Source organism: Paenibacillus sp. FSL P2-0322, assembly GCF_037975315.1.
In the GTDB taxonomy this organism is placed as follows: domain Bacteria; phylum Bacillota; class Bacilli; order Paenibacillales; family Paenibacillaceae; genus Paenibacillus; species Paenibacillus polymyxa_B.
Map to the genome: position 1 here is coordinate 4,138,601 of NZ_CP150243.1, position 19,187 is coordinate 4,157,787.

The following is a 19,187-nucleotide window of genomic DNA, read 5'->3' on the forward strand; positions in this document are numbered from 1 at the left end:
CGCCGTATAACTATATTTTATGTAAGCGCATTCAAAATGAAAAGTGAAGCCTCTCATGCTTCATGAACAAAGGAGTGTCCTGAGGAGTGAACAATTCGGATATTTGTGAAGTTTTGTGTAATATGAGGCGTCTAATCGACGCCTTAAGCCTATTCATAAAGCATATTTGAACGATCTAATCTACTCCTTTTGCCCACCCTGGAATGTGGTTTCATCCTGTTTTACCCAAAATCCGATTTTCTTTGCCTGCTCCAGCAGCTCAGCGGCATTATCCTGCGGCTTATATCCGATTAGTTCTTCCAAGTAGCCAATGTCATAATAATTATCCGTATTGGCTGACGTACCGTACAAATTAAGATAGCTCATCTCCGGACGAGCTTCGATACAGCAGACAGTCAGACGGATCATATCGCGCTCAGAGATCCAAATATGAGCGGCGCGCTCCGAATGGGGCCGATCATCTCCAGGAAAATTTCCGATACGGATATTCATTGAAGATATTTTGCCCTGATCGGCATACAGCCGTCCTAACAGTTCAATGTAGCACTTACTCAATCCATAAAAACTGTCGGGTCGGTAGGGATCTTCTACATCTATACTTTCGCCTACTTTATAAAACCCTGTGGCATGATTGGAACTGGCAAAAACAATGCGTTTTACCCCATTTTTCACCGCAGCTTCATACAGCTTGTAGGCTCCACTAACATTGCCAGACAGCACTTTGCCGAGGAAATCCCCTTCATCCTTGATCCATGCAAAATGCAGTACCGTATCCACTCCGCGTGTAAGCTCAGCCAGTCGTGCAGCATCATGTATATCCATTTCCACAATCCCTGCCTCTTCATCCCTCTTCACATCAGCAGCGATTATTTCATATTTACCTTCCGCTTTTAGCCCTTCATACAATACTTTCCCAATTGTACCTGCTGCACCTGTAATCAACAATTTTCGTGCCATCGTCCGCATCTCCCTTCTTTGCTTGGTTGTATGCTGTCATCCATATCATAATCTTAACCAACTCCCCAGGGAGGAAACCCCTTAAACTCTCGAATTAGGCAGGTCAAAGCCCACGTAGCTGTGTCTCCTGTCGGCATATAAAAAGGGACCCTGCTACTGTGCAAGAGTCCCTTGTTGTTACTATAGTTTCAAGTTCTATCTTTCAATCTCTTGGTTTCAACTACTACGCTCAAGCTTGTCGTACTACTCTCGCTCTGCGATTAACCAAATAAATGCTAAGCCCGATTAAGATTAACCCGATAAGCAGGAAAGCCGTAATCGCTTCGCCCAGCACCAACGAGCTGACAAACACCGAGATCACAGGCACCAAAAACGTATAAGACGCAACCTTACTCGCATCCCCTGAATTAACAAGTGTGAAATACAGCAACCAGGAAAGTGAAATTCCCAACACCGTGCCGAATATCAGCCCTGACACATACGGGACATTCCATACGATATCCGACCAGTTTTCCGTCACCGTTCCAGCTCCCGTCAGCACGATGCCTCCCAGTGTACATTGGAATGCAACCAGCCACAGCGAATCCACACGCTGGTTTACCTTTTTCACATATACCGTTCCCAATGCCCAGCTCACGGCTGTAATAATGGCGATGATTACACCTGCCACAGCCACATGCCCTGAAAATCCGCCCACACTGACAGCTGCAACGCCCAAAAATCCGATGATCAATCCAATCACCTTGAGTCTGGACATCGCTTCCCCTAGCCACATCCATGCAAAAATACCGACCAACACAGGCTGGAGATATACCAGCACAGAAAACAAGCCGGAGGGGACGTACATCAGTCCCACTGTTTGCAGGCCATAAAACAGTACCACGTTAAAAATACCTGAAATAGCATACACCCGCCAATTTTCTTTCCAACGAATGCGATTCCATCTCGGTACTAAAATCACTCCCAACAGCAGACCGCCCAGCAGTGTACGTAGCCCTGCAAACAACAGTGGAGGTGTGAATTCCAATGCGACTTTATAAATGGGCCAAGAAATGCCCCATAATACAACCAGCAGCGCGATCATCATTATCCGCTTGGCTGTCGTTAACTCTCCCATGACGCTCTCGCTCCTCTATGAAAAAAATCACTAGACTTTATATACTACGCCTACAGAACGACTTTATCAAACAAAAAATATGTATTGGAAAGCTCCACCTTTCATGCCCGCTTGTTCATCGAGGTATGTCTTCGGACAGAGGAATCCAGTCATTTTCCTATGTTACAATATACCAAAAAGATAGATAAAGCTTATAAGGATAGGAGGTTGTCTGCACTTGATTTATATCATCAAATTTTTGTACAGCTTTGTGCTCCCTCCCGGTTTGTTCATCCTGGTGATGGCAGGGCTCGTGATCTGGCTATGGAAAAGGGCACGTATACCTGCGGTCGTATTGCTTCTTGTCACATTGCTGCTGTATGTTTCCTCGACCAATTTGGCTGGAGATTTGTTAATCAGTAGCCTGGAAAAACAGTACTCACAACCCCGTACCGTTCAAGGCGATGTCATTGTCGTACTTGGGGGCGGAGCCACACAGGGAACCCCCGACATCAATGGACAAGGCAATCTGCTAGGATCTGCGGCTAATCGACTGCTCACTGCGGCCCGACTGCACGAAGCAACAGGCTTACCTATTCTTTTCTCCGGCGGGCAAGTGTTTGGAGACAGTGGTAATGAAGCCAATATTGCGCAGAGGCAGCTACTAGGACTCGGTATTCCGGCAAAGGACATTCTGATCGAAAACCATTCTTTGAACACACAGCAAAATGCCGTATATACATCGCAAATTTTGGGAAAACATCAACTCACTAGACCTGTTCTGGTGACCTCCGCTTTCCATATGCCACGTGCTGCACTGGAATTTCAGCGTGCAGGCATGCAGGTCATAGCTTATCCTACCGACTATCTGGCAAGTGAAAAGCTGGCACTGTATGCTGGCAAGCTCTCGCCGTCTGCTGGGGCCATGTCTACAACCGGAACAGCCCTCAAGGAATACCTAGGAATTCTTGCATTAAAGCTTAAATAATGTGATGTCTAATTGTATAGCGGCACACAGCACAAACAAGCGTCTTGCGCTCGCAGGTATAAGCCTGTAAGCTAGCAAGGCGCTTGATCTACCATTTCATATTTAATCCAAGAAAATATCCGATATTTGTTCTTCCGATATGACCTTAAAGCCTTCCTTTTTTAACAAAGCCGAGGTTACCCCGTTACCTGCTATTTTACGGTTTTCGAATGACCCATTATATATTGCTGCTGATCCGCAGGACGGGCTATTTTCTTTTAAAACAACAAATGTTGCGTTAACCTCTCTGGCTATATTCAGGGCTTCGTACGCACCTCTAATGTACATATTGCTGACATCGTTGCCTGAAAACTCGACCACCTTGGCTGTGCCGTTCAGCACATCCTCCCCTGTCCCTCCAACAATCTCAGCAGGCTCTCTCGGAGTCACAAAGCCCCCCAAAAGCTCAGGACAGATTGTCATAGCCTTCTTTTCCTCTACCAACTTCTGAATATGTACATCCAGGCTATCCGTCCCGTTATATCGTACCTTCATGCCCGCCAAACACGAACTTACCAGAATCATTAGTTCCACCTCATATCCATTGCATTCACTATTAAGTAGTTAAAGTATAAACAAATTTTCTCGTAGAGTCATCGTGCGAAAATTTAGACTCGCCACTACGTCCGCGTTCCGTAAGGTTATTCGTCCAGCTGATGTCATAATCATGATCCTGCGCTCTACCCATACCCTTTTGAATTCTGTTCGAAATACAAGTAATGAAAAAAGGCCCTGATTAGGGCCTTCAAATACTGCGGGAGTTCAACGGATCTCCTTTGTCATTTATCCCTTCTGTTTGACTTTCAATGGCCTTGATCAGTCCGATGGTACCGAAGGATATGAGGTCCTCCAAATCTTCACTGGTTTATCAAATTTAAGGAAGGCGGAACGTGTACTCATCCAAAATAACCTGATAAAAACAAGCCGGAGGCGCATGCTGGGCAGCACTACGGCTTATTTTTATTGTTGAGGTTCACCCTGCTCGTAAGTAAGATAAATTCACTCTTGCTATAAGTCGTAATTTAAGATATATTATTAATTAAATAATCAATCATTTAATTAATAAAAGTTTAGTTTAGAGAGAGGGGAATACATTTGGCAAGACCCATCAATGAAGAAAAAAGACTGGAGCGGCGTAAACGTATCCTAGAAGAAGCTGTTGTCCTGTTCGCAGAAAGTGGATATTCTAATACCACAACGGCAATCATTGCGCAGAGTGTAGGAGTGACTCCTGGAACCATTTTTCAATATTTCCCTAGCAAAGAAGCTTTATACTACGCCGCTGTTCTTGAGCCGCTTGCTGATATTCAGGCGAAATCGCTTGCTTGTCTACAACAAGAGGAGACGCCGGGCGTATTGATTAAGAACATGGTGGCAGAACAATTCAACCATATCTACTTCTATATAAATGAATTGCGGCTTGTTCAATCTGTCTTAGGACAACGAATAAGATTCCCTGAACTTACACAGAAGGTCCTTGAAAGTATAAAGGTAATGACAGATGCGATCGAATGCGTCTATGCCAAGGGACAGTTAATGGGAGAATTCAACAAAAGCTTTTCTCCAGCAATGATCTCTCGTGCCTATATCTCTTTCTTAAATGGAGTGGGCTTAACTCTTGCAGAAAGTATTATTCATCATCCCGAGTGGGAAAATCTGAAGGGGCATGCCTTTTATTTGTTCGCACCCATACAACCTAAAGAAAAACTGGAGGAGTCTGAATGAGTCAGGCATCATTACAACCCGATCTGACATTTAACGTTCGTGTAAAAAAACGAAAGAAAATTTTATGGAGCCTAGGGATCGTGCTTTTGCTTGTGATGGCTCTTATATTTTTTATATCTTATAAAGTAGTAGACACCTTGTTGCACCATCCTAGAGACACTAATGTCAGCTACGGATTGAATATCGATAAAACTCCCTACGAAGAGGTCGAGTTCAAGAGTTTGAAAAATGATAATACGATTAGAGGCTCCTTCTTTCCTGCAAGCGGTCTTTCTGGTAAAGAAAGTAATAAGACAATTATTGTCGTCCATGGATATACGAGCAATCGTTTAGTCAAAGGACGGACCCAAAAGTTAGTAGAGCATTTCGTTCCGAAAGGCTACAATGTATTGGCATTTGACCTCAGCTCACAAGGTAAATCCGATGGTGATTTGATTACACTGGGCCTCAATGAAAAATACGATTTGCTAGGAGCTGTAAGCTATTTAAAATCGAGAGACCATACGGGTGATAACATTGGAGTTATTGGCTTTTCAATGGGTGCTGCTACTACTTTGCTGGCCGCAAATGAAAATGATGACATCAAAGCCGTAATTGCAGATAGTCCTTTTCGTAATGCTGGTCTATTTCTGAGAGAGGGTTTGCCCTTCTTTTCAGGTTTACCTGCGTTTCCATTCAGTTATACATCGACATGGATGGCAAGTTGGGCCTTTAAGGTTGATCTTGATTCCATATCTCCTATGGATGCGGTAAAAAAGATGCAAGACAAGCCAGTTATGCTTATTCATGGTACTGGAGATCAGCAAATTAGTTATAAAAATACAGAAATTATTTACGAGTCCTTAAAAGATAACCCAAAAGCAGAAGTATGGTACCCGCAAAATACGGAGCACATCGATGCCATCAACCATTACCCCACTGAATATTTCAAAAGAGTAGATCGCTTTTTGGATGAGTATGTAGGAAAATAAATTCAATCCAAGAGAGCCAACTAGCGAAGGAGCTTGTCCTGATGAAGTGAAAATACCCAATATATCAAGCATTTTTATCCTGTAGTGTAGAAAAACACTACAGGCTTTTATTTGCGTTTTAAATGAAAATACATAGCAAAATAGTTATTATTTAAGCGAAAAAAACAGTGTACGAGTACTGAGCATGTTGATAAAAACAAAAAGACAAGCGTATGCTGTTCACTGGTCAGGAGAAGATCCTTTTTAGAGATCATTTGAACAAAGACCCGGAATCGAATTAATGAACTAGAAAACAACGCGTTCTCTACATGAGCAACAAAGAATAGTTCATCTGATATTTCCCATCTTGACAGTATTAAAGATATTCGGGAATTAAAGCTTATTGAACGAGTAACCACACTTATAGAAAAATTGCCTAGCGCTTTTCAGCGTAAAGGAGCAGTTGTTTTTATAGGATAGCCTTATATAAGAATATTGGATGGGCAGAGGGGGATGCAATTTAAACACGCCTCTGAAAAGAAGCAAGTAATTGAACTATGAAAAAGACCTAAAAAGGCCCTGTTAAGGGCCTCAAGCGGCTTCATATATCTCCTTATCCATTACCCCTTCTGCTTGTAAAATTCATGGTACAGCTTCATTAATGCACGCTTTTCAATGCGGGACACATACGAACGCGAAATCCCCAGCTCTCTGGCAATTTCCCGCTGTGTTCGTTCCTCTCCTCCGGCTTCCAGGCCGAAACGGCCAATCACCACTTCTTTTTCACGCTCATCTAAAATATCCAGGTTGCGATAGATTTTACTCTTCTCGATTTTAAGTTGTACTTTATCTACAATATCGTCCGCCTCGGTGCCGAGGATATCAATCAAAGTAATTTCGTTTCCTTCCTTATCAGTCCCTATAGGATCGTGGAGAGATACGTCTTTGCGTGTTTTTTTCAGAGATCGCAAATGCATCAGGATTTCATTTTCTATACAACGGGCTGCAAATGTTGCCAGCTTGGTGCCTTTCCCGGTCTGAAAGCTTTCAATGGCCTTGATCAGTCCGATGGTGCCGATGGATATAAGATCCTCCAAATCTTCGCCGGTGTTATCGAATTTTTTCACAATATGGGCCACCAGCCGTAGGTTATGCTCAATGAGTGTGTTACGGGAGTGTGCATTGCCTTCGGCAAACAGCTTTAGGTGTCGAGCTTCCTCTTTCTCAGTCAATGGCTGCGGAAAGGCGTTGTTTTTCACGTAGGAAACGAGTAGCGTCAATTCCTTGATGAACAGAGCGATAGCGCTAAATAGTCCGGGCACGGATGACACCTCCTGAGGTAGTTGCGAACTTACCGGCCTTTGTTACTTACCGGGCTTGCGGTCTGTTTATTGTATGTAGGCAGGTGCCCATCCGTGCCTGTACTCCGAAAACTGCTCCGTAACAATTTGCCGGATATCTTTCTGGAGCAACCTCCAATACTTAATTCGAAGCATAGAGATCTCTTCGACACAAATCAACGCACTCCATATAGCCAGAGGAAAACCCGGGATACGCTTTACATTATTCATCACTTGGTTTCCCCATTTTCTTTCAGTAGAGTATTAACTTCTTTCTAGATATGACAATGGAAGTGGCGAATAGACCATTGTATCTCCATCTTCATCTCGTTTTAAAATAATAGCAAACTCAGCACCATTACTTTCATCGCCTCTTGGCAACGGAAATATCATAGCCGGACAACGCAACTCATAATTATGAGGAAATTCTTTTCGAAAGTTCTCTAAAGCATAATTCAGAATCGCATCTATTTTGTCGGTAAGCACATTAAATCCACCTATTACAAAATCATTATATTCTTGGGAAGCGGTGTACTTCTCAAATAATTTTCTTTTATATTCCTCAACAGTACTAAAACAAACTTCCCAATCCAAAGGGAAAATGCCATCTCCCAAATAATAAGTGTATAACTAGTATGCATTCCATCATCAAGGAATATATTCATAGAGAGTTTCATATAAATGATATGAATCAACCTTTTCGACACATTCAAAAATTAAACTTAAGGAGGAATTTCAACATGGCAAAATTCAGTCAAAATCCAGACGACTATACTTTTTCCGTGGATCCTGTTGTTATAGCAGAGGAAAATGTTTCAACGAACGGAGATTCTAAAAATACTTTTCCGAAAAATGTTTTAATCGATAATAATCTATATTGGGAAAGTAGTTTAAGCGGTAAAGGTGGAGAAATCATCTTCAAATTAGATACAGGTAAGACGATCAATGATATTCTTTTAGCTCAACCATCTTCTCGAGCTTTTATACTTTCATTTTCTTTTTACGGCTCTAATGACGGAGAAAATTGGTTTAGGTTAGGTGAAGTCGAAGCTTTGCCAACCACTGCAAAAACAACCTATCAATTTAGTAATGAGATTCCTTTTTCATATTATAAAATAACTGTACTTTCATCTGGGATGAGTAGTACAACCTCCTATTATGGTATACGATATATTCAGCTAAAAACCGCACTCATTAATGGTGTTCCTGCCTACAGAGCATCCAATATAAACCCCGCTATTGCGGAATAAGTTAAGTTAGTACACACAAAAAAAGGGGCTGGCCAACGCCGCCCCTTGATTCGTTCTATTTCATTTGAAGCATGTTATAAATCATCTCAGCCGCTTCCGCACGTGTGACCTCCTGCTTGGCCCGAAAGCTACCATCTGGATATCCTTGTACTAAATTTATCTCCGTTAGACCAAGTACATCCTTTCTGGCCCACTCGACAATTTGAGAGGAATCCGAGTATGCACTGCTTTCTTGCTGTGGTGTAGCCTTGATAATGTTATTCACCATTTTAGCCGCCTGCTCACGGTTAATGACCCGATCTGGGCCAAATTCTCTATTACTAAACCCGCGAGCGACCTGATCTTTAATCGCCGTTTTGAGAAGATCAACGTACCACGCCGATGGATTGATATCCTCGAAACCTAAAGTCACATCTGTTTCGAGCGGTAATTTCAAGGAACGGACCAGCATAGAAGTGAACTCCATACGCGTTACAGGTCTGTTCGGCTCAAACAGCGTGTGGGTTATTCCCTTTACTATACCCAAATCGGCAAGCACATTTATTTTTTCTTTATTAAATATCCGATCAATGTCACTAAAATGATTTGGCTTCTTCTCAACGGTTGAATCCTGAATGTGCTCTGTTTCTATCGGTTCCTTTATAACAGGCTGAATCGGTTTTACACTCTCCGCCCCTCCTGCTCCGCCACCTACGTCCACAGTATTACCCGTTGTTTTTCCATGCGCTTGTTTTGCCTCTGTGCGTTTTCCTTGACTATTTTCTGCCCAAAGTTGAACTGTATACAACTGCTTCTCTTTAAGTTGTCTCCAGATATAGCTTCGATCCTTACCACGATATAGCTCTGTTCCTCCTTCACTGGCAAGGACGAAAATATCATTCTCATGGTCTGATTCCCAATGGATGATAAATTCACTATTCGTTGTTTCCGTCTTCAAAAACGCAAACGCTGGAGACGGCAGCGTCTCGACCTGACCTTCTGTCTGCTTACCTTCACCACTTGTGTTCACTGGCTTAATGGTAATACGATACACTGTAGAACTGTCCAATCCATCTACTTTAAATTCATGGGTGGTCGTATGACCGATAAGCACCTCGTTTTGGTAGACATTGTAAGCATCTGCACCCGAAGCTTCTTTCCACGTAACAACCAAATCGGTATCTGTTACTTCTTTCACTGTCAATCTATTGTCTGGTATTTGACCTGGCAAAGCGCGAAGCGTAAAGGGAGCTATATTACCTACCCCCGTTGTATTCACGGCCTGTATACCAAACGAGTAAATCATACCAGGCTGGATATCTGAAAGCTTAATATGGGCATCTCTGGTGTTAAAAACTTCCCCCGTATCTTTACGGGTTACAGTATATTGAGAAGAGCTCTTGATTTCATCCCAGCTCAGTGAAATCTGGCCACCCTCAAGTTCTGTAACATTAACATTTTGTACTTCAGGAGGAAGTGTCAGCAGCTCACCCAACGCTGGCTGGCTGAAACCACTACTGTTCCCACTGCTCACTTGAAAATCATAGTTTCTCCCACCTGTTAAACCAGATACAACCACACGTGGTTCCGTACTATAATAATTTTGACCGTTGATCGTTACCTTATATTGAGTTGCCCCATCAACCGGGGCCCATATCAATGTGGCATCGTGCTCGCGAACATCTTCAGCTGCAAGTTGCACAGCCGAATCAGGTAGTGTTAATGCCTTGATAGATGTATCTTTACCCGTGCCACTTCGATTGTAGGCTCGTATTTTAATATTGGCAGATCTACCAGCAGGCAAGTCCTCAAACGTATAAGAATGGATACCACGCGCAACCCGCACCTTCGGTTCATCGTTAACATTCAAGATGTATCCTTCAGCCCCCTGCACATCCTGCCACGAAACACCGATAGCATACACATCCTTCGTCACACTCGATAATGTCGTTACTCGATCAGGTAAAGTGATAACTCCCAGATGGGCATAGTCTCCGAATCCTGTTGCATTTTCAGCGGAAACGTTATAACCATACTCTGTTCCCGCCTGAAGATCAGTATCGGTGAATTCTGTATACACATCGTTATAAACCGATACTTCGTCACGTTCTAGGGCGTAGTAGGTGGCAGTGATTACAGAATTCCACTTCAAGTCGATTCCATCTTCTCTTACAGTTACATTCCGAAATCCGTTCGGGCTGTCTGGTAGACTTAAAAAAGATACATGCTTTGCTGTACCCTCTCCAGTGTCATTAATAGCTGATACAGAAACATCGTAATATTTACCAGGCTTCATTCCCGTAATTGGATTATACACATCCTGTGTAACCGTATCCTTAAATATGATTTCTCCCGTACTTACGTCTGCTGCTGTAATATTATATTTGTTAGCTGATGAGACTGGCGTAAAGTCAGCCATGATTTCTGCAGAATGACGAGAGACAGGTCGTAACTGGACATGCTCAGGGGCATCAGGTAACGTTAATATATGGACTCGATTGGAATAGGCATTGCCTCCTACATGATTACTAGAACGGACTTCATATTCGTATTGCCGTCCTCCTTGTAGCCCTCTATCTGTAAAAGAATTTGTCGGATGCGTAACATCCCAAACCTCATTAGTTGTTAGATTTCGGACTGTATAAACGTAACCATTATCAAGACCAGACGGGAGAGTCCACTGCAAATCAGCTTCTGTATTTCGTATGGATGTCGCAGAGAGCACAACCGACTGGGGCTGCTTTTGAATACGAAGTGCACTGCTGACCGTTTCATAAATGTTACCCACCCTGTCTTTGACCTTGGCATGAACATACCATTCACCTTCATCTGAAAGATCCATCTGGATTGTTGTATCGGCTGAAGCATCCCAGTTTTCGGGTGAATCAGGGCTGTTCGTGATTTTATACTGCATTGTGGATGACTCAATCCCCGAATGCTGATCGGCATATCGTATCCTCACATGAATATGGGTATCTTTCCATTCACGCGAATCCGGCGTCAGTTGAATCGTCGGTGGTTCCAAATCAATATAAGATATTGCGGATACTGGATCACTTCGATTCCCAGCTGAATCTACAGCTTGAGCAGTCAATTTTACGATACCCGAACCATTTAATATTCCAGACGAACCAGACACATAGGTGCCAGAACCCAATTGATATTCATAATGTACTGCTGTAGTATCCGTCGCACCCGATAGAGTAAACTGCACTGGCTTATTGGTATATCCGGTAGGTATCGTCACCTCGGAAAACGTAACTTTCGGAGGCGTTGGCTTGGTTCGATCAATCATGACCGATTGAGTCACGATTGGACTAGACACGTCGAGATTATTGATCGTCCGCGCTGATAATTCGTAAATCCCTTCTGCATTTAATGTAAAAGTACCCTTGTAGGTCAACCACTCCCCTGATGGAATCAAGCGATACTGTGTCATCTTAATTCCATTTGTAAGGTCACTTCCTGAATCAATGGTAATATTCACATCATGGTTCGTTGGGCCTGTTTCACTAGCCCGGATGACAGGAGCAGTCGGTCCCTTTTTATCAATGGTGACTTCTTTGCTTACTTCTTGGCTCACATTACCGACGCCGTCAATGGAGCGTGCATGTACCGTGCTTTTGCCATCTTTATTCACATGAAACACTCCACTATAATCCTGCCAATCCTGATTCACAACGCCCGTCAAACGAAATTGAGTATGGGCTAGTCCAGAATAATCGTCTGTTCCCGGTTGTAATGAAATCGTATAGTCATTACTGTTTCCCGTTGCGTTTAGGATGGGTGGAGTTGGTGGCATCTTGTCTATTCGGACATTCCCGGAAGAAAGACCACTATACTGGTTATTCACGTCTACTGTCCGGGCATAGATCGTATTTACACCGTGATCATATACAGTAAAGGGACCTGTGTATGGCTGGAATGCTCCTCCATTCAGGCTATATTCATAGTATTTTAGCCCTTCAGGAGCCACGTCCCCATTTATCCACACGGTTACGGGTTCTTTGGTCCATCCTGTAATCGCTTGTCCCTCTGTACCTGCATGGATCTGAGGTGGTTTAGGCATTAGGTCCGATTTGGGAATAACACGGATTCCAAACTTGGATATTTCATTGCTTGTCTGTTGGTTAGTTCCCATCGCTCTGAAATATCGAACATCCCTTAATGTAATAGAGTCGGTGATATCTATCCATTTTCCCTGGTAAAATCTATCGGCATAGAATTTCGTTACATTAGTCCATGTGTATAAGTTCGTTCCGTTAGGCCTCCAACTGTCGCCTGCTGCGTTATTAGATGTATATATATCAGTATGATACGACCCTTCAATGTAAACAAAAATTCTATAATCAGAAGTCTTAATAGATCTTCCAATATCAATAAAACGATTTGTCGGCTGCGTAGTACCATCACATTTATACCTGGCCGAACCCATGCCAGTGTATACTTCCGTTGCTCCTATCCCACTTCCTGACCAAGAGCCCCAACTGTCGCCTCCACCCGGCAAATTGTTTTGGCAAAAAGGTCCTCCCATGATCTCCTGAGTAGCAGCTGATACCCTTTCCGGAAATATGGGAATTATCGTTAATAGTAGGACTACAGCCAAAAATCCGTACACCCACTTCCTATACTTCCTTACCTTTCGCTTATTTTTTCGATACATACACTTCTCCTTACTTTATTTTATTTTCAAAGAGTTTTACAAACTCGCTTCGGATAAAATAGAAAAAGCACCTCAAACGAAGGCGTTAATGCCTAAGTTTGAGGTGCTTCCTCTATATCACGAGTATGTTTTGAAGCTATTATACTTCGTTCCAAGCAAGTTGTAAACAGAACTGACAAATTATTTGAAAGTGTTAATGGACCTGAACGCCTAAGTTCCGAAAAAATCCTCGCATATTCTGCATGTAAGAATCCTGAGTAGCGGAAGATTCCTTAAGAAGATTTTGCATACTGTTCATAAAAGCAGAAGCTGATGTCGTATCCGCTTTGTCAAACCGATTGTTTAGCGGTGTGTTATTGAGCAACTCTGCGTTCTGTCCCGTACGTTCCTTGTATTTCTCAATCCAATCGGGATGTTGAGGAACCTTTTGCGCAAAATTTAACAGTTGGCTCAGCCCATTTCCTCCACCTTTAATATCATTCATGTACGCAGTATATTTTTGAGGATCAACCTGCTTCATCACTTCCGACAGCTTGACATAATCCTCAGGAGCACCTGACGGACGATCTATTGGAGTCGTGTAGCTAATATCTCCGGTCTCTGGATCAGTGGATCGTGTCAAAGCAATACTAGCAATCTGGTTCATGGTTTCCAGAAACTCTTTGGCCTTGTCGCCTTCCATGTAATGATCGGCAATATACTTGGATTGAGTAACTCCCATCTCCAGCAGCACAGCTCGTTGACTCTCATCCGTTACTGTTCCGTCGACGATAAAATTAGATTCAATCATACTGTACACTGCATTAGACACTTCTTCTGGCTGACCTTCCAAAACCCGGTTTAATGAATCATTGATCTGTGTTGTACCGAAATACTTGGCAGCCTGTGATACAATAGCTCCTTCCGCCAACTGTCTACCGGCTTCACTAATCTCCACGGAGTCTTGAACTACCACTCTGGAGACCTGTTCTTCATGAAGCTGGGGTGGTGGAGCTTGCTTGCTTGTCGGATTGATCCGTAAGCTACTTGCATTAAGAATCGCTTGCTGTGCTCTAAGAGGTCCAAAATTCATTCTATTTCCTCCTGTCATGTTTGTAACAGGCAATCTAAGGCGTATGTATAGTGTAATGTGACCCTGTTTCTATATATATCGGACAAAGCATATATGGAATGAACATATGCTTTGTCCTAAAATTGAACAAATATTGAAACGAACTACTTTTGTTTCAGATATAAAATATTCAAGCAACAAGTTACCTTAAGTGTTAGCTTAACCCGTCCATCAGCCGCCATAAATACTATAGGCAAAGTGATATACAATATCTGTGTCTATAATCGAAGTACCTGACACCTGAACGGCTACCCCTGATAGATCATAGTAGTGTGTAAAACTGATGGCTCCAGACAGGTATTCCGCTATACTTCCAGTGGAAGATGGCAGGGAAAGAGTCACACTAAAGGCTCCATTCTGGTCCGTATAAGCTGTGCCTGTACGAGTACGATTTCCGCTGCTTTCAGTCCAGTTCTGATTCAACCAAGTCACATCAACAGGCGCATTTGCCACTGGATAACCATCAGTTGTCTTAACTACCCCCTTCACGGTAAGGTTGCTGCGTTGATTAACCCGATAATGACGACCATATGAGTAGTTCGGATAATCATTAGGACCATTAACAGAATCATAGCCGGTAATTTCAATTTTGCCAGCCCGAAGCACTGGCTTCAGTGTAAGTGTGTATAAATGATTGGGTGAATACTGATTGGTTGTGTACACTCGCACATAGTAGGTTCCTGTATTTAAGCTGACATTATGGTTCGTTTGCGGCAAAAGCGCCATTTGGTTTCCTGTAAGAGCTCCGTAGACTTCCGCTTTGTAGCCATAACCGTCCGAAACACTATCAAGCTTTACGTTCAAAGCATCATAATTGCGGCTGGCAGGGATCGTAACTTGGTACCAGTCATTATCAATGCCTGAATGAATGGAGCGTGAATTAAGCGATGAACCGCCCGTACTAAAGGTAAAGTTATAGGCATGGAAAGCACTCTCATCTGGTTCATATGCATCGTAGCTGGAGCTTGTATCGACCGTTAGATAGAAAGGATCATTGATGCTGGAACCCTTTTTGGCATGAACAGCAATCGCATATGCCTTTTCATATCCGGTAGCGTTACGGGTTCCTACGTTCTCAGGAAGTGAGGCAGCCCCCTGTTCATAATTGTTAAAATAAGTACCATAGGTGGATGCGTCAATGGCATTAGGATTAATGTCACCTGTCGTCATATCAAACTCATATAAGTATAAGTCATAGTCAAGCTGGGCTGAAAATGGACCATCCAACTGGGACTGCAACAATTCACCAGGCTGCAAATAGATCGGATATAAAAATTGTGTGCCTCCCTCTTGCGTAATCGTACCGGAATACGTAGCAGAGGAAACTGTGGCTGATGCAGCCATTGGGTTTGCCTTCAGCGAAGAAATGGGTTCCCTTTTCAATGATGTTGTCTCTGGTGTCTTGAAGTTGAGATTTTCTTGCATGACATAAACCGAAGACGTAACGTTGTCTGGCTTGTCTGCTCGCGTTAAACGCTTAATCACGTCTTCATTTCCAGTTGTTAGCTGAATATCGGATTCCACTTTAATCGCTTGATCCGATGTAGCCTCCGTACTTTCACTCGCATTCGCAGTCATTCCGAAAGCAAACAGGAGCATCATGCTTAACATAACTGCAATAGCCTTTTTGAACCTCTTCATACTGAAATCCCCTCTCAAATGGTTTAAGGAATTCCCGCTATCCCCGGATAAACCAGGGTGATTTCTAGGCTGTATGGCTCTATCATAAATCATCTTTGGTTCTATTGGAATATATTATGCAAAACAATTTCTATTTGTAATCTATGAAAACAAGACCATTTTCTTATTCTTGGTGAATAAACATGAAAAGTCGCTCTTTCAGAAATGGAAAGCCTCAGCTAACCATTCAAAAAAAGCGACTCTCATGAATCAAAACTACATTAAAGCATATCTTAATTTCTCAAGCTATAAGCAAACAGATAAACAATGTCCGTCGCACTAATCGAAGTTCCATCGACCTGAGCGGCAACTCCTGTAAGATCATAGTAGTGTGTGGAACCAATTTCACTTATATAATCTACATTTTTTCCTGTCGATTGTGGAAGAGAAAGGGTCACACTGAATTTACCGCTATCATCGGTGTACGTAGAAGCCGTTCTCGTACGGTTACCGCTGCTCTCGGTCCAGTTCTTATCCAGCCATACGACCGTGACAGGAGCATTGGGAACCAGTTGACCATCTGTTGTTTTCACAACACCGTTCACGATCAGACTGCTGCCTCCGTTAATACGATAATGACGACCGTAAGAATATGTCGGATAATCATAATAGCCATTGGAGTTATAGCCGGTAATTTCAATTTTGCCAGCTCGAAGCACTGGTTTAATCGATAGTGTATACAAATGGTCGGCTGAATACTGACTTGTGCTGTGCACTCGTACATAGTAGATCCCTGTGTTTAGGGTAACATTATGATTGGTTTGCGGTAGAAGCACCATTTGATTGCCAGTAAGAGCTGCATATACTTCCGCTTTGTACCCATAGCTTTCCGAAGTGCTGTCCAGCTTCACATTTAATGCATCATAATTACGACTGGCCGGCACTGTAACTTGATACCAATCGTTGTCTTTAGCGGAATGGATGGTGCGGAAGTTAATCGAGGAGCCTTTGTCGTTAACCGTAAAATTATAAGCATGAAAGGCACTGTCATCCGGCTCATAGGCATCATAGTTGGAGCTTACAGCTACAGTTAAATAGAAAAGGTCATTGATGCTAGCCCCCTTCTTGGCATGAACCGCAAGCGCGTAAGCCTTTTCAGCTCCGATCGAGTTGCGAGCTCCTACGTTTTCAGGAAGAGAAGCAGCTCCTTGCTCATAATTGTTAACATAATTCCCGTAGTTGGAAACGTCTATGGGATTGGAATTAATATCGCCTGTCGCCATATCAAACTCATACAGGTATAAGTCATAGTCAAGCTGGGCTGAAAATGGACCATCCAACTGAGCCTGTAACAATTCACCCGGCTGCAAATAGATCGGATATAAAAACTGTGTGCCTCCCTCTTCTGTAACCGTACCGGAATATGTAGCAGTGGACGCCGTCGCTACGGTCGCTGCGGCTTTAGATGATACTGAGTTTGCACTGGCTTTGAGCGAAGGGGTAACTCTCTTTTTCAATACAGATTTCTGTGGTGTCGCCAAGTTAATATTTTCTGTAATGGTGTACACCGAATCTGTGATACTGGCAGGCTTGTCCGCGCGTGTTAATTGTTCAATAACACTTTCCTTATCAGTTGTTAGCTGCACATTGGAAACTGTTTGAATCGTTTGATCCGTCTTCACCTCTGGGCTTGCACTCGCGTTCGCCGTCATACCGAATGAAAGCAGGAGCATTGAGCTTAGTGTAACTGAAACCACCTTTTTAAATCTTTGCATACTGAAATCTCCTCTCAAATGTATTAAAAAAATCAACCATTCCCCAAATATATACAGGGAAATTCTAGGATGTCCTTTTCTATCATAAAGTAATTCTGGTTCAAATGGAATATACTTCTTAAAAAATTCTTATTTGTAATTCCATGTGAATAGGTTTAGGTTAATCAACTTAATTTTGACACTATTTTACCATAAAAATCCTACCATTCTCTTATTTATACGATATAATCAAATAATATGGATAGTTCTTTGAGACTATTAAATAAATCGAATTACCCATAACATACATAAAAAAGGGGAATACAGATGAAAAAACTTAGCGTGTTTATGTTAGTATTATGTTGCTTCTCCATTTTGGCAGCCTGCTCTACCGATCCGATAAAAAAAGATTTAATCACGTATGTAAATGATGGAATGCTTCCTTTGGCACAAGATGAAAAAGCAGTTACTGATAAGTATGAAGCTGTGACTGGAGATAACTTTACAGATGATGTTACACTATATAATGCTTTAAAAGACGATATCATCCCGGAATACACCAAATTTGTTGATAAGTTAGAAGCTGTAAAGACGGAAACTCCTGAGGTAAGAGCCGTCCACGAAACCTACATCAAGGCCGCTAGTACTCAAAAGGAAGCCTTCATTAAGATGCTCGATGCGTTGGATAAACAGGATCTGAACTTAGTCAATGAAAGTAACACCAAGCTCAGCGAAGGTAGAAAGCTATTCAGAGATTTTGGTGAACAAGTCAACACACTTGCTAAAGAGCATGATGTGGAGATGAATAAGAAATAAATAAAAAACTCCCTTTATGGGAGTTTTTTTATACTTCAGGATTTTGCAAAATCCTCACTTATGAATATTCGAAGCAAATTACCGCTTTACTTAATTCTTGGTCGTAAAATAAATAGACGGTATCCGCCCCACACGCTTGAAAATAATACCCGGTAATGGAACCGATATAGGCAAAAGTCTCACCATTGGGACATTTAGGTACATGAAGCAGGTTGGTTTGCTCGAATTGGAGCATCTCTTCCAGAGATTCGTCATATTCCTTGATGTAACTTTGAGCCTTGTCAGACTGAAAAGCGATATCATCCAAAATTCCATTAACTTCAGGGAAACTCAGCCCCCAACCGCTGGATTGCTTTTCCTCAAAATCACGGGTGAGCTCTTCCACAGGCTTTTGGGCCTCCCCAAAGGAGGAATATGGATAAATTTTATTGTTTTCCAGGAAAAATGCTTTGCGAGCTTGGTAGTCTTGTTCATTAGCCATATACACCTGTTCCAGTCCGTCCAACGCCATAACTTCTCTCTTCATACGTAGGTACGCTTTATCCCCGGTAGATTTCAGCGCTTCATAGGTGGCTTCCAATTGCTCTTTCTGATGAAGGCTAAAATAATTCCAGTCCGCTTCAAATTTGTATTTGCCGTCAATTACATCGAAACCCAGCATATCTTCCTTGGTATATGAGGTATGAAATTGCTGAGTATTTTCACCCACACAGCCTTCGTGTATTTCTTTTACGGAAACAAAATGCAGCCACTCGTCCTGCTCCGGGAATAAAAACTGAAGATTAATCGAGCAAATCGGCAGAAAGTGCTTGCGATGATGTTCAAGATTACCAATAAATACGTCCTCATATGCTGGAAACCGTTTGATAAATCTCTCTGGTATGTTCATGATACTCCCC

General features: G+C 42.5%; 15 protein-coding genes and 1 pseudogene. 5 read left to right on the forward strand and 11 right to left on the reverse strand.

The window, feature by feature from the left end; translation table 11 throughout:
• Positions 1-180 precede the first annotated feature (180 nt).
• Positions 181-957, reverse strand: coding sequence for an NAD(P)-dependent oxidoreductase (locus tag MKY24_RS18190; protein WP_053325807.1), 777 nt, complete (start codon positions 955-957; stop codon positions 181-183).
• Positions 958-1,186: 229 nt separating this feature from the next.
• Positions 1,187-2,074, reverse strand: a complete 888-nt coding sequence (locus MKY24_RS18195; protein ID WP_053325808.1) for a DMT family transporter — start codon at positions 2,072-2,074, stop codon at positions 1,187-1,189.
• 217 nt (positions 2,075-2,291) lie between these two features.
• Between MKY24_RS18195 and MKY24_RS18200 the strand changes: the two genes are divergently transcribed.
• The gene (locus tag MKY24_RS18200) at positions 2,292-3,041 is read left to right on the forward strand and encodes a YdcF family protein (protein WP_339200554.1); all 750 of its coding nucleotides are present in this window, start codon (positions 2,292-2,294) and stop codon (positions 3,039-3,041) included.
• Between the two features lie 102 nt (positions 3,042-3,143).
• Here MKY24_RS18200 and MKY24_RS18205 read toward each other — a convergent pair whose 3' ends face one another.
• Both MKY24_RS18205 and MKY24_RS18210 read right to left on the reverse strand, forming a co-directional pair.
• Positions 3,144-3,605: a DUF523 domain-containing protein gene (locus MKY24_RS18205; protein WP_068942415.1), complete on the reverse strand. Its 462-nt coding sequence runs from the start codon at positions 3,603-3,605 to the stop codon at positions 3,144-3,146.
• Positions 3,606-3,867: 262 nt separating this feature from the next.
• A pseudogene (locus tag MKY24_RS18210) lies at positions 3,868-3,945 on the reverse strand (RNA polymerase subunit sigma-70); the annotation flags it as partial.
• Positions 3,946-4,175: 230 nt separating this feature from the next.
• Between MKY24_RS18210 and MKY24_RS18215 the strand changes: the two are divergent.
• Both MKY24_RS18215 and MKY24_RS18220 read left to right on the forward strand, forming a co-directional pair.
• Positions 4,176-4,805, forward strand: a complete 630-nt coding sequence (locus tag MKY24_RS18215) for a TetR family transcriptional regulator (RefSeq protein ID WP_023989549.1) — start codon at positions 4,176-4,178, stop codon at positions 4,803-4,805.
• Entirely contained in the window at positions 4,802-5,776 is a 975-nt protein-coding gene (locus tag MKY24_RS18220; protein ID WP_023989550.1) for an alpha/beta hydrolase, read from the forward strand. Before MKY24_RS18215 ends, MKY24_RS18220 begins: the two co-directional genes overlap by 4 nt.
• A gap of 599 nt (positions 5,777-6,375) precedes the next feature.
• Here the strand turns inward: MKY24_RS18220 and sigK are convergent.
• Positions 6,376-7,077 carry an RNA polymerase sporulation sigma factor SigK gene (gene sigK, locus MKY24_RS18225; protein ID WP_013311218.1) on the reverse strand — a complete coding sequence of 234 codons (702 nt, stop codon included), beginning with the start codon at positions 7,075-7,077 and terminating at the stop codon, positions 6,376-6,378.
• 282 nt (positions 7,078-7,359) lie between these two features.
• A complete protein-coding gene (locus MKY24_RS18230) occupies positions 7,360-7,710 on the reverse strand; it encodes a hypothetical protein (RefSeq protein ID WP_028540424.1) in 351 nt (116 codons plus the stop codon).
• Between the two features lie 125 nt (positions 7,711-7,835).
• Between MKY24_RS18230 and MKY24_RS18235 the strand changes: the two genes are divergently transcribed.
• Positions 7,836-8,345 carry a discoidin domain-containing protein gene (locus MKY24_RS18235; protein ID WP_023989553.1) on the forward strand — a complete coding sequence of 170 codons (510 nt, stop codon included), beginning with the start codon at positions 7,836-7,838 and terminating at the stop codon, positions 8,343-8,345.
• Positions 8,346-8,400: 55 nt separating this feature from the next.
• Here MKY24_RS18235 and MKY24_RS18240 read toward each other — a convergent pair whose 3' ends face one another.
• The 4 genes from MKY24_RS18240 to MKY24_RS18255 form a co-directional block, all read right to left on the reverse strand.
• Positions 8,401-12,987, reverse strand: a complete 4,587-nt coding sequence (locus MKY24_RS18240) for an S-layer homology domain-containing protein (protein ID WP_339200557.1) — start codon at positions 12,985-12,987, stop codon at positions 8,401-8,403.
• Positions 12,988-13,180: 193 nt separating this feature from the next.
• Positions 13,181-14,059 (reverse strand): hypothetical protein, encoded by an 879-nt coding sequence (locus MKY24_RS18245; RefSeq protein WP_023989555.1) that lies wholly within the window; start codon positions 14,057-14,059, stop codon positions 13,181-13,183.
• A 210-nt stretch (positions 14,060-14,269) separates the two neighbouring features.
• Positions 14,270-15,739 carry a hypothetical protein gene (locus tag MKY24_RS18250; RefSeq protein WP_023989556.1) on the reverse strand — a complete coding sequence of 490 codons (1,470 nt, stop codon included), beginning with the start codon at positions 15,737-15,739 and terminating at the stop codon, positions 14,270-14,272.
• Positions 15,740-16,011: 272 nt separating this feature from the next.
• Positions 16,012-17,493, reverse strand: coding sequence for an Ig-like domain-containing protein (locus tag MKY24_RS18255; protein WP_339200559.1), 1,482 nt, complete (start codon positions 17,491-17,493; stop codon positions 16,012-16,014).
• A 306-nt stretch (positions 17,494-17,799) separates the two neighbouring features.
• Here MKY24_RS18255 and MKY24_RS18260 point away from each other — a divergent pair, with 306 nt between their 5' ends.
• Positions 17,800-18,288 (forward strand): hypothetical protein, encoded by a 489-nt coding sequence (locus MKY24_RS18260; protein ID WP_023989558.1) that lies wholly within the window; start codon positions 17,800-17,802, stop codon positions 18,286-18,288.
• Between the two features lie 58 nt (positions 18,289-18,346).
• Here MKY24_RS18260 and MKY24_RS18265 read toward each other — a convergent pair whose 3' ends face one another.
• The gene (locus MKY24_RS18265) at positions 18,347-19,177 is read right to left on the reverse strand and encodes a siderophore biosynthesis protein (RefSeq protein WP_339200560.1); all 831 of its coding nucleotides are present in this window, start codon (positions 19,175-19,177) and stop codon (positions 18,347-18,349) included.
• Between the last annotated feature and the right edge of the window lie 10 nt (positions 19,178-19,187).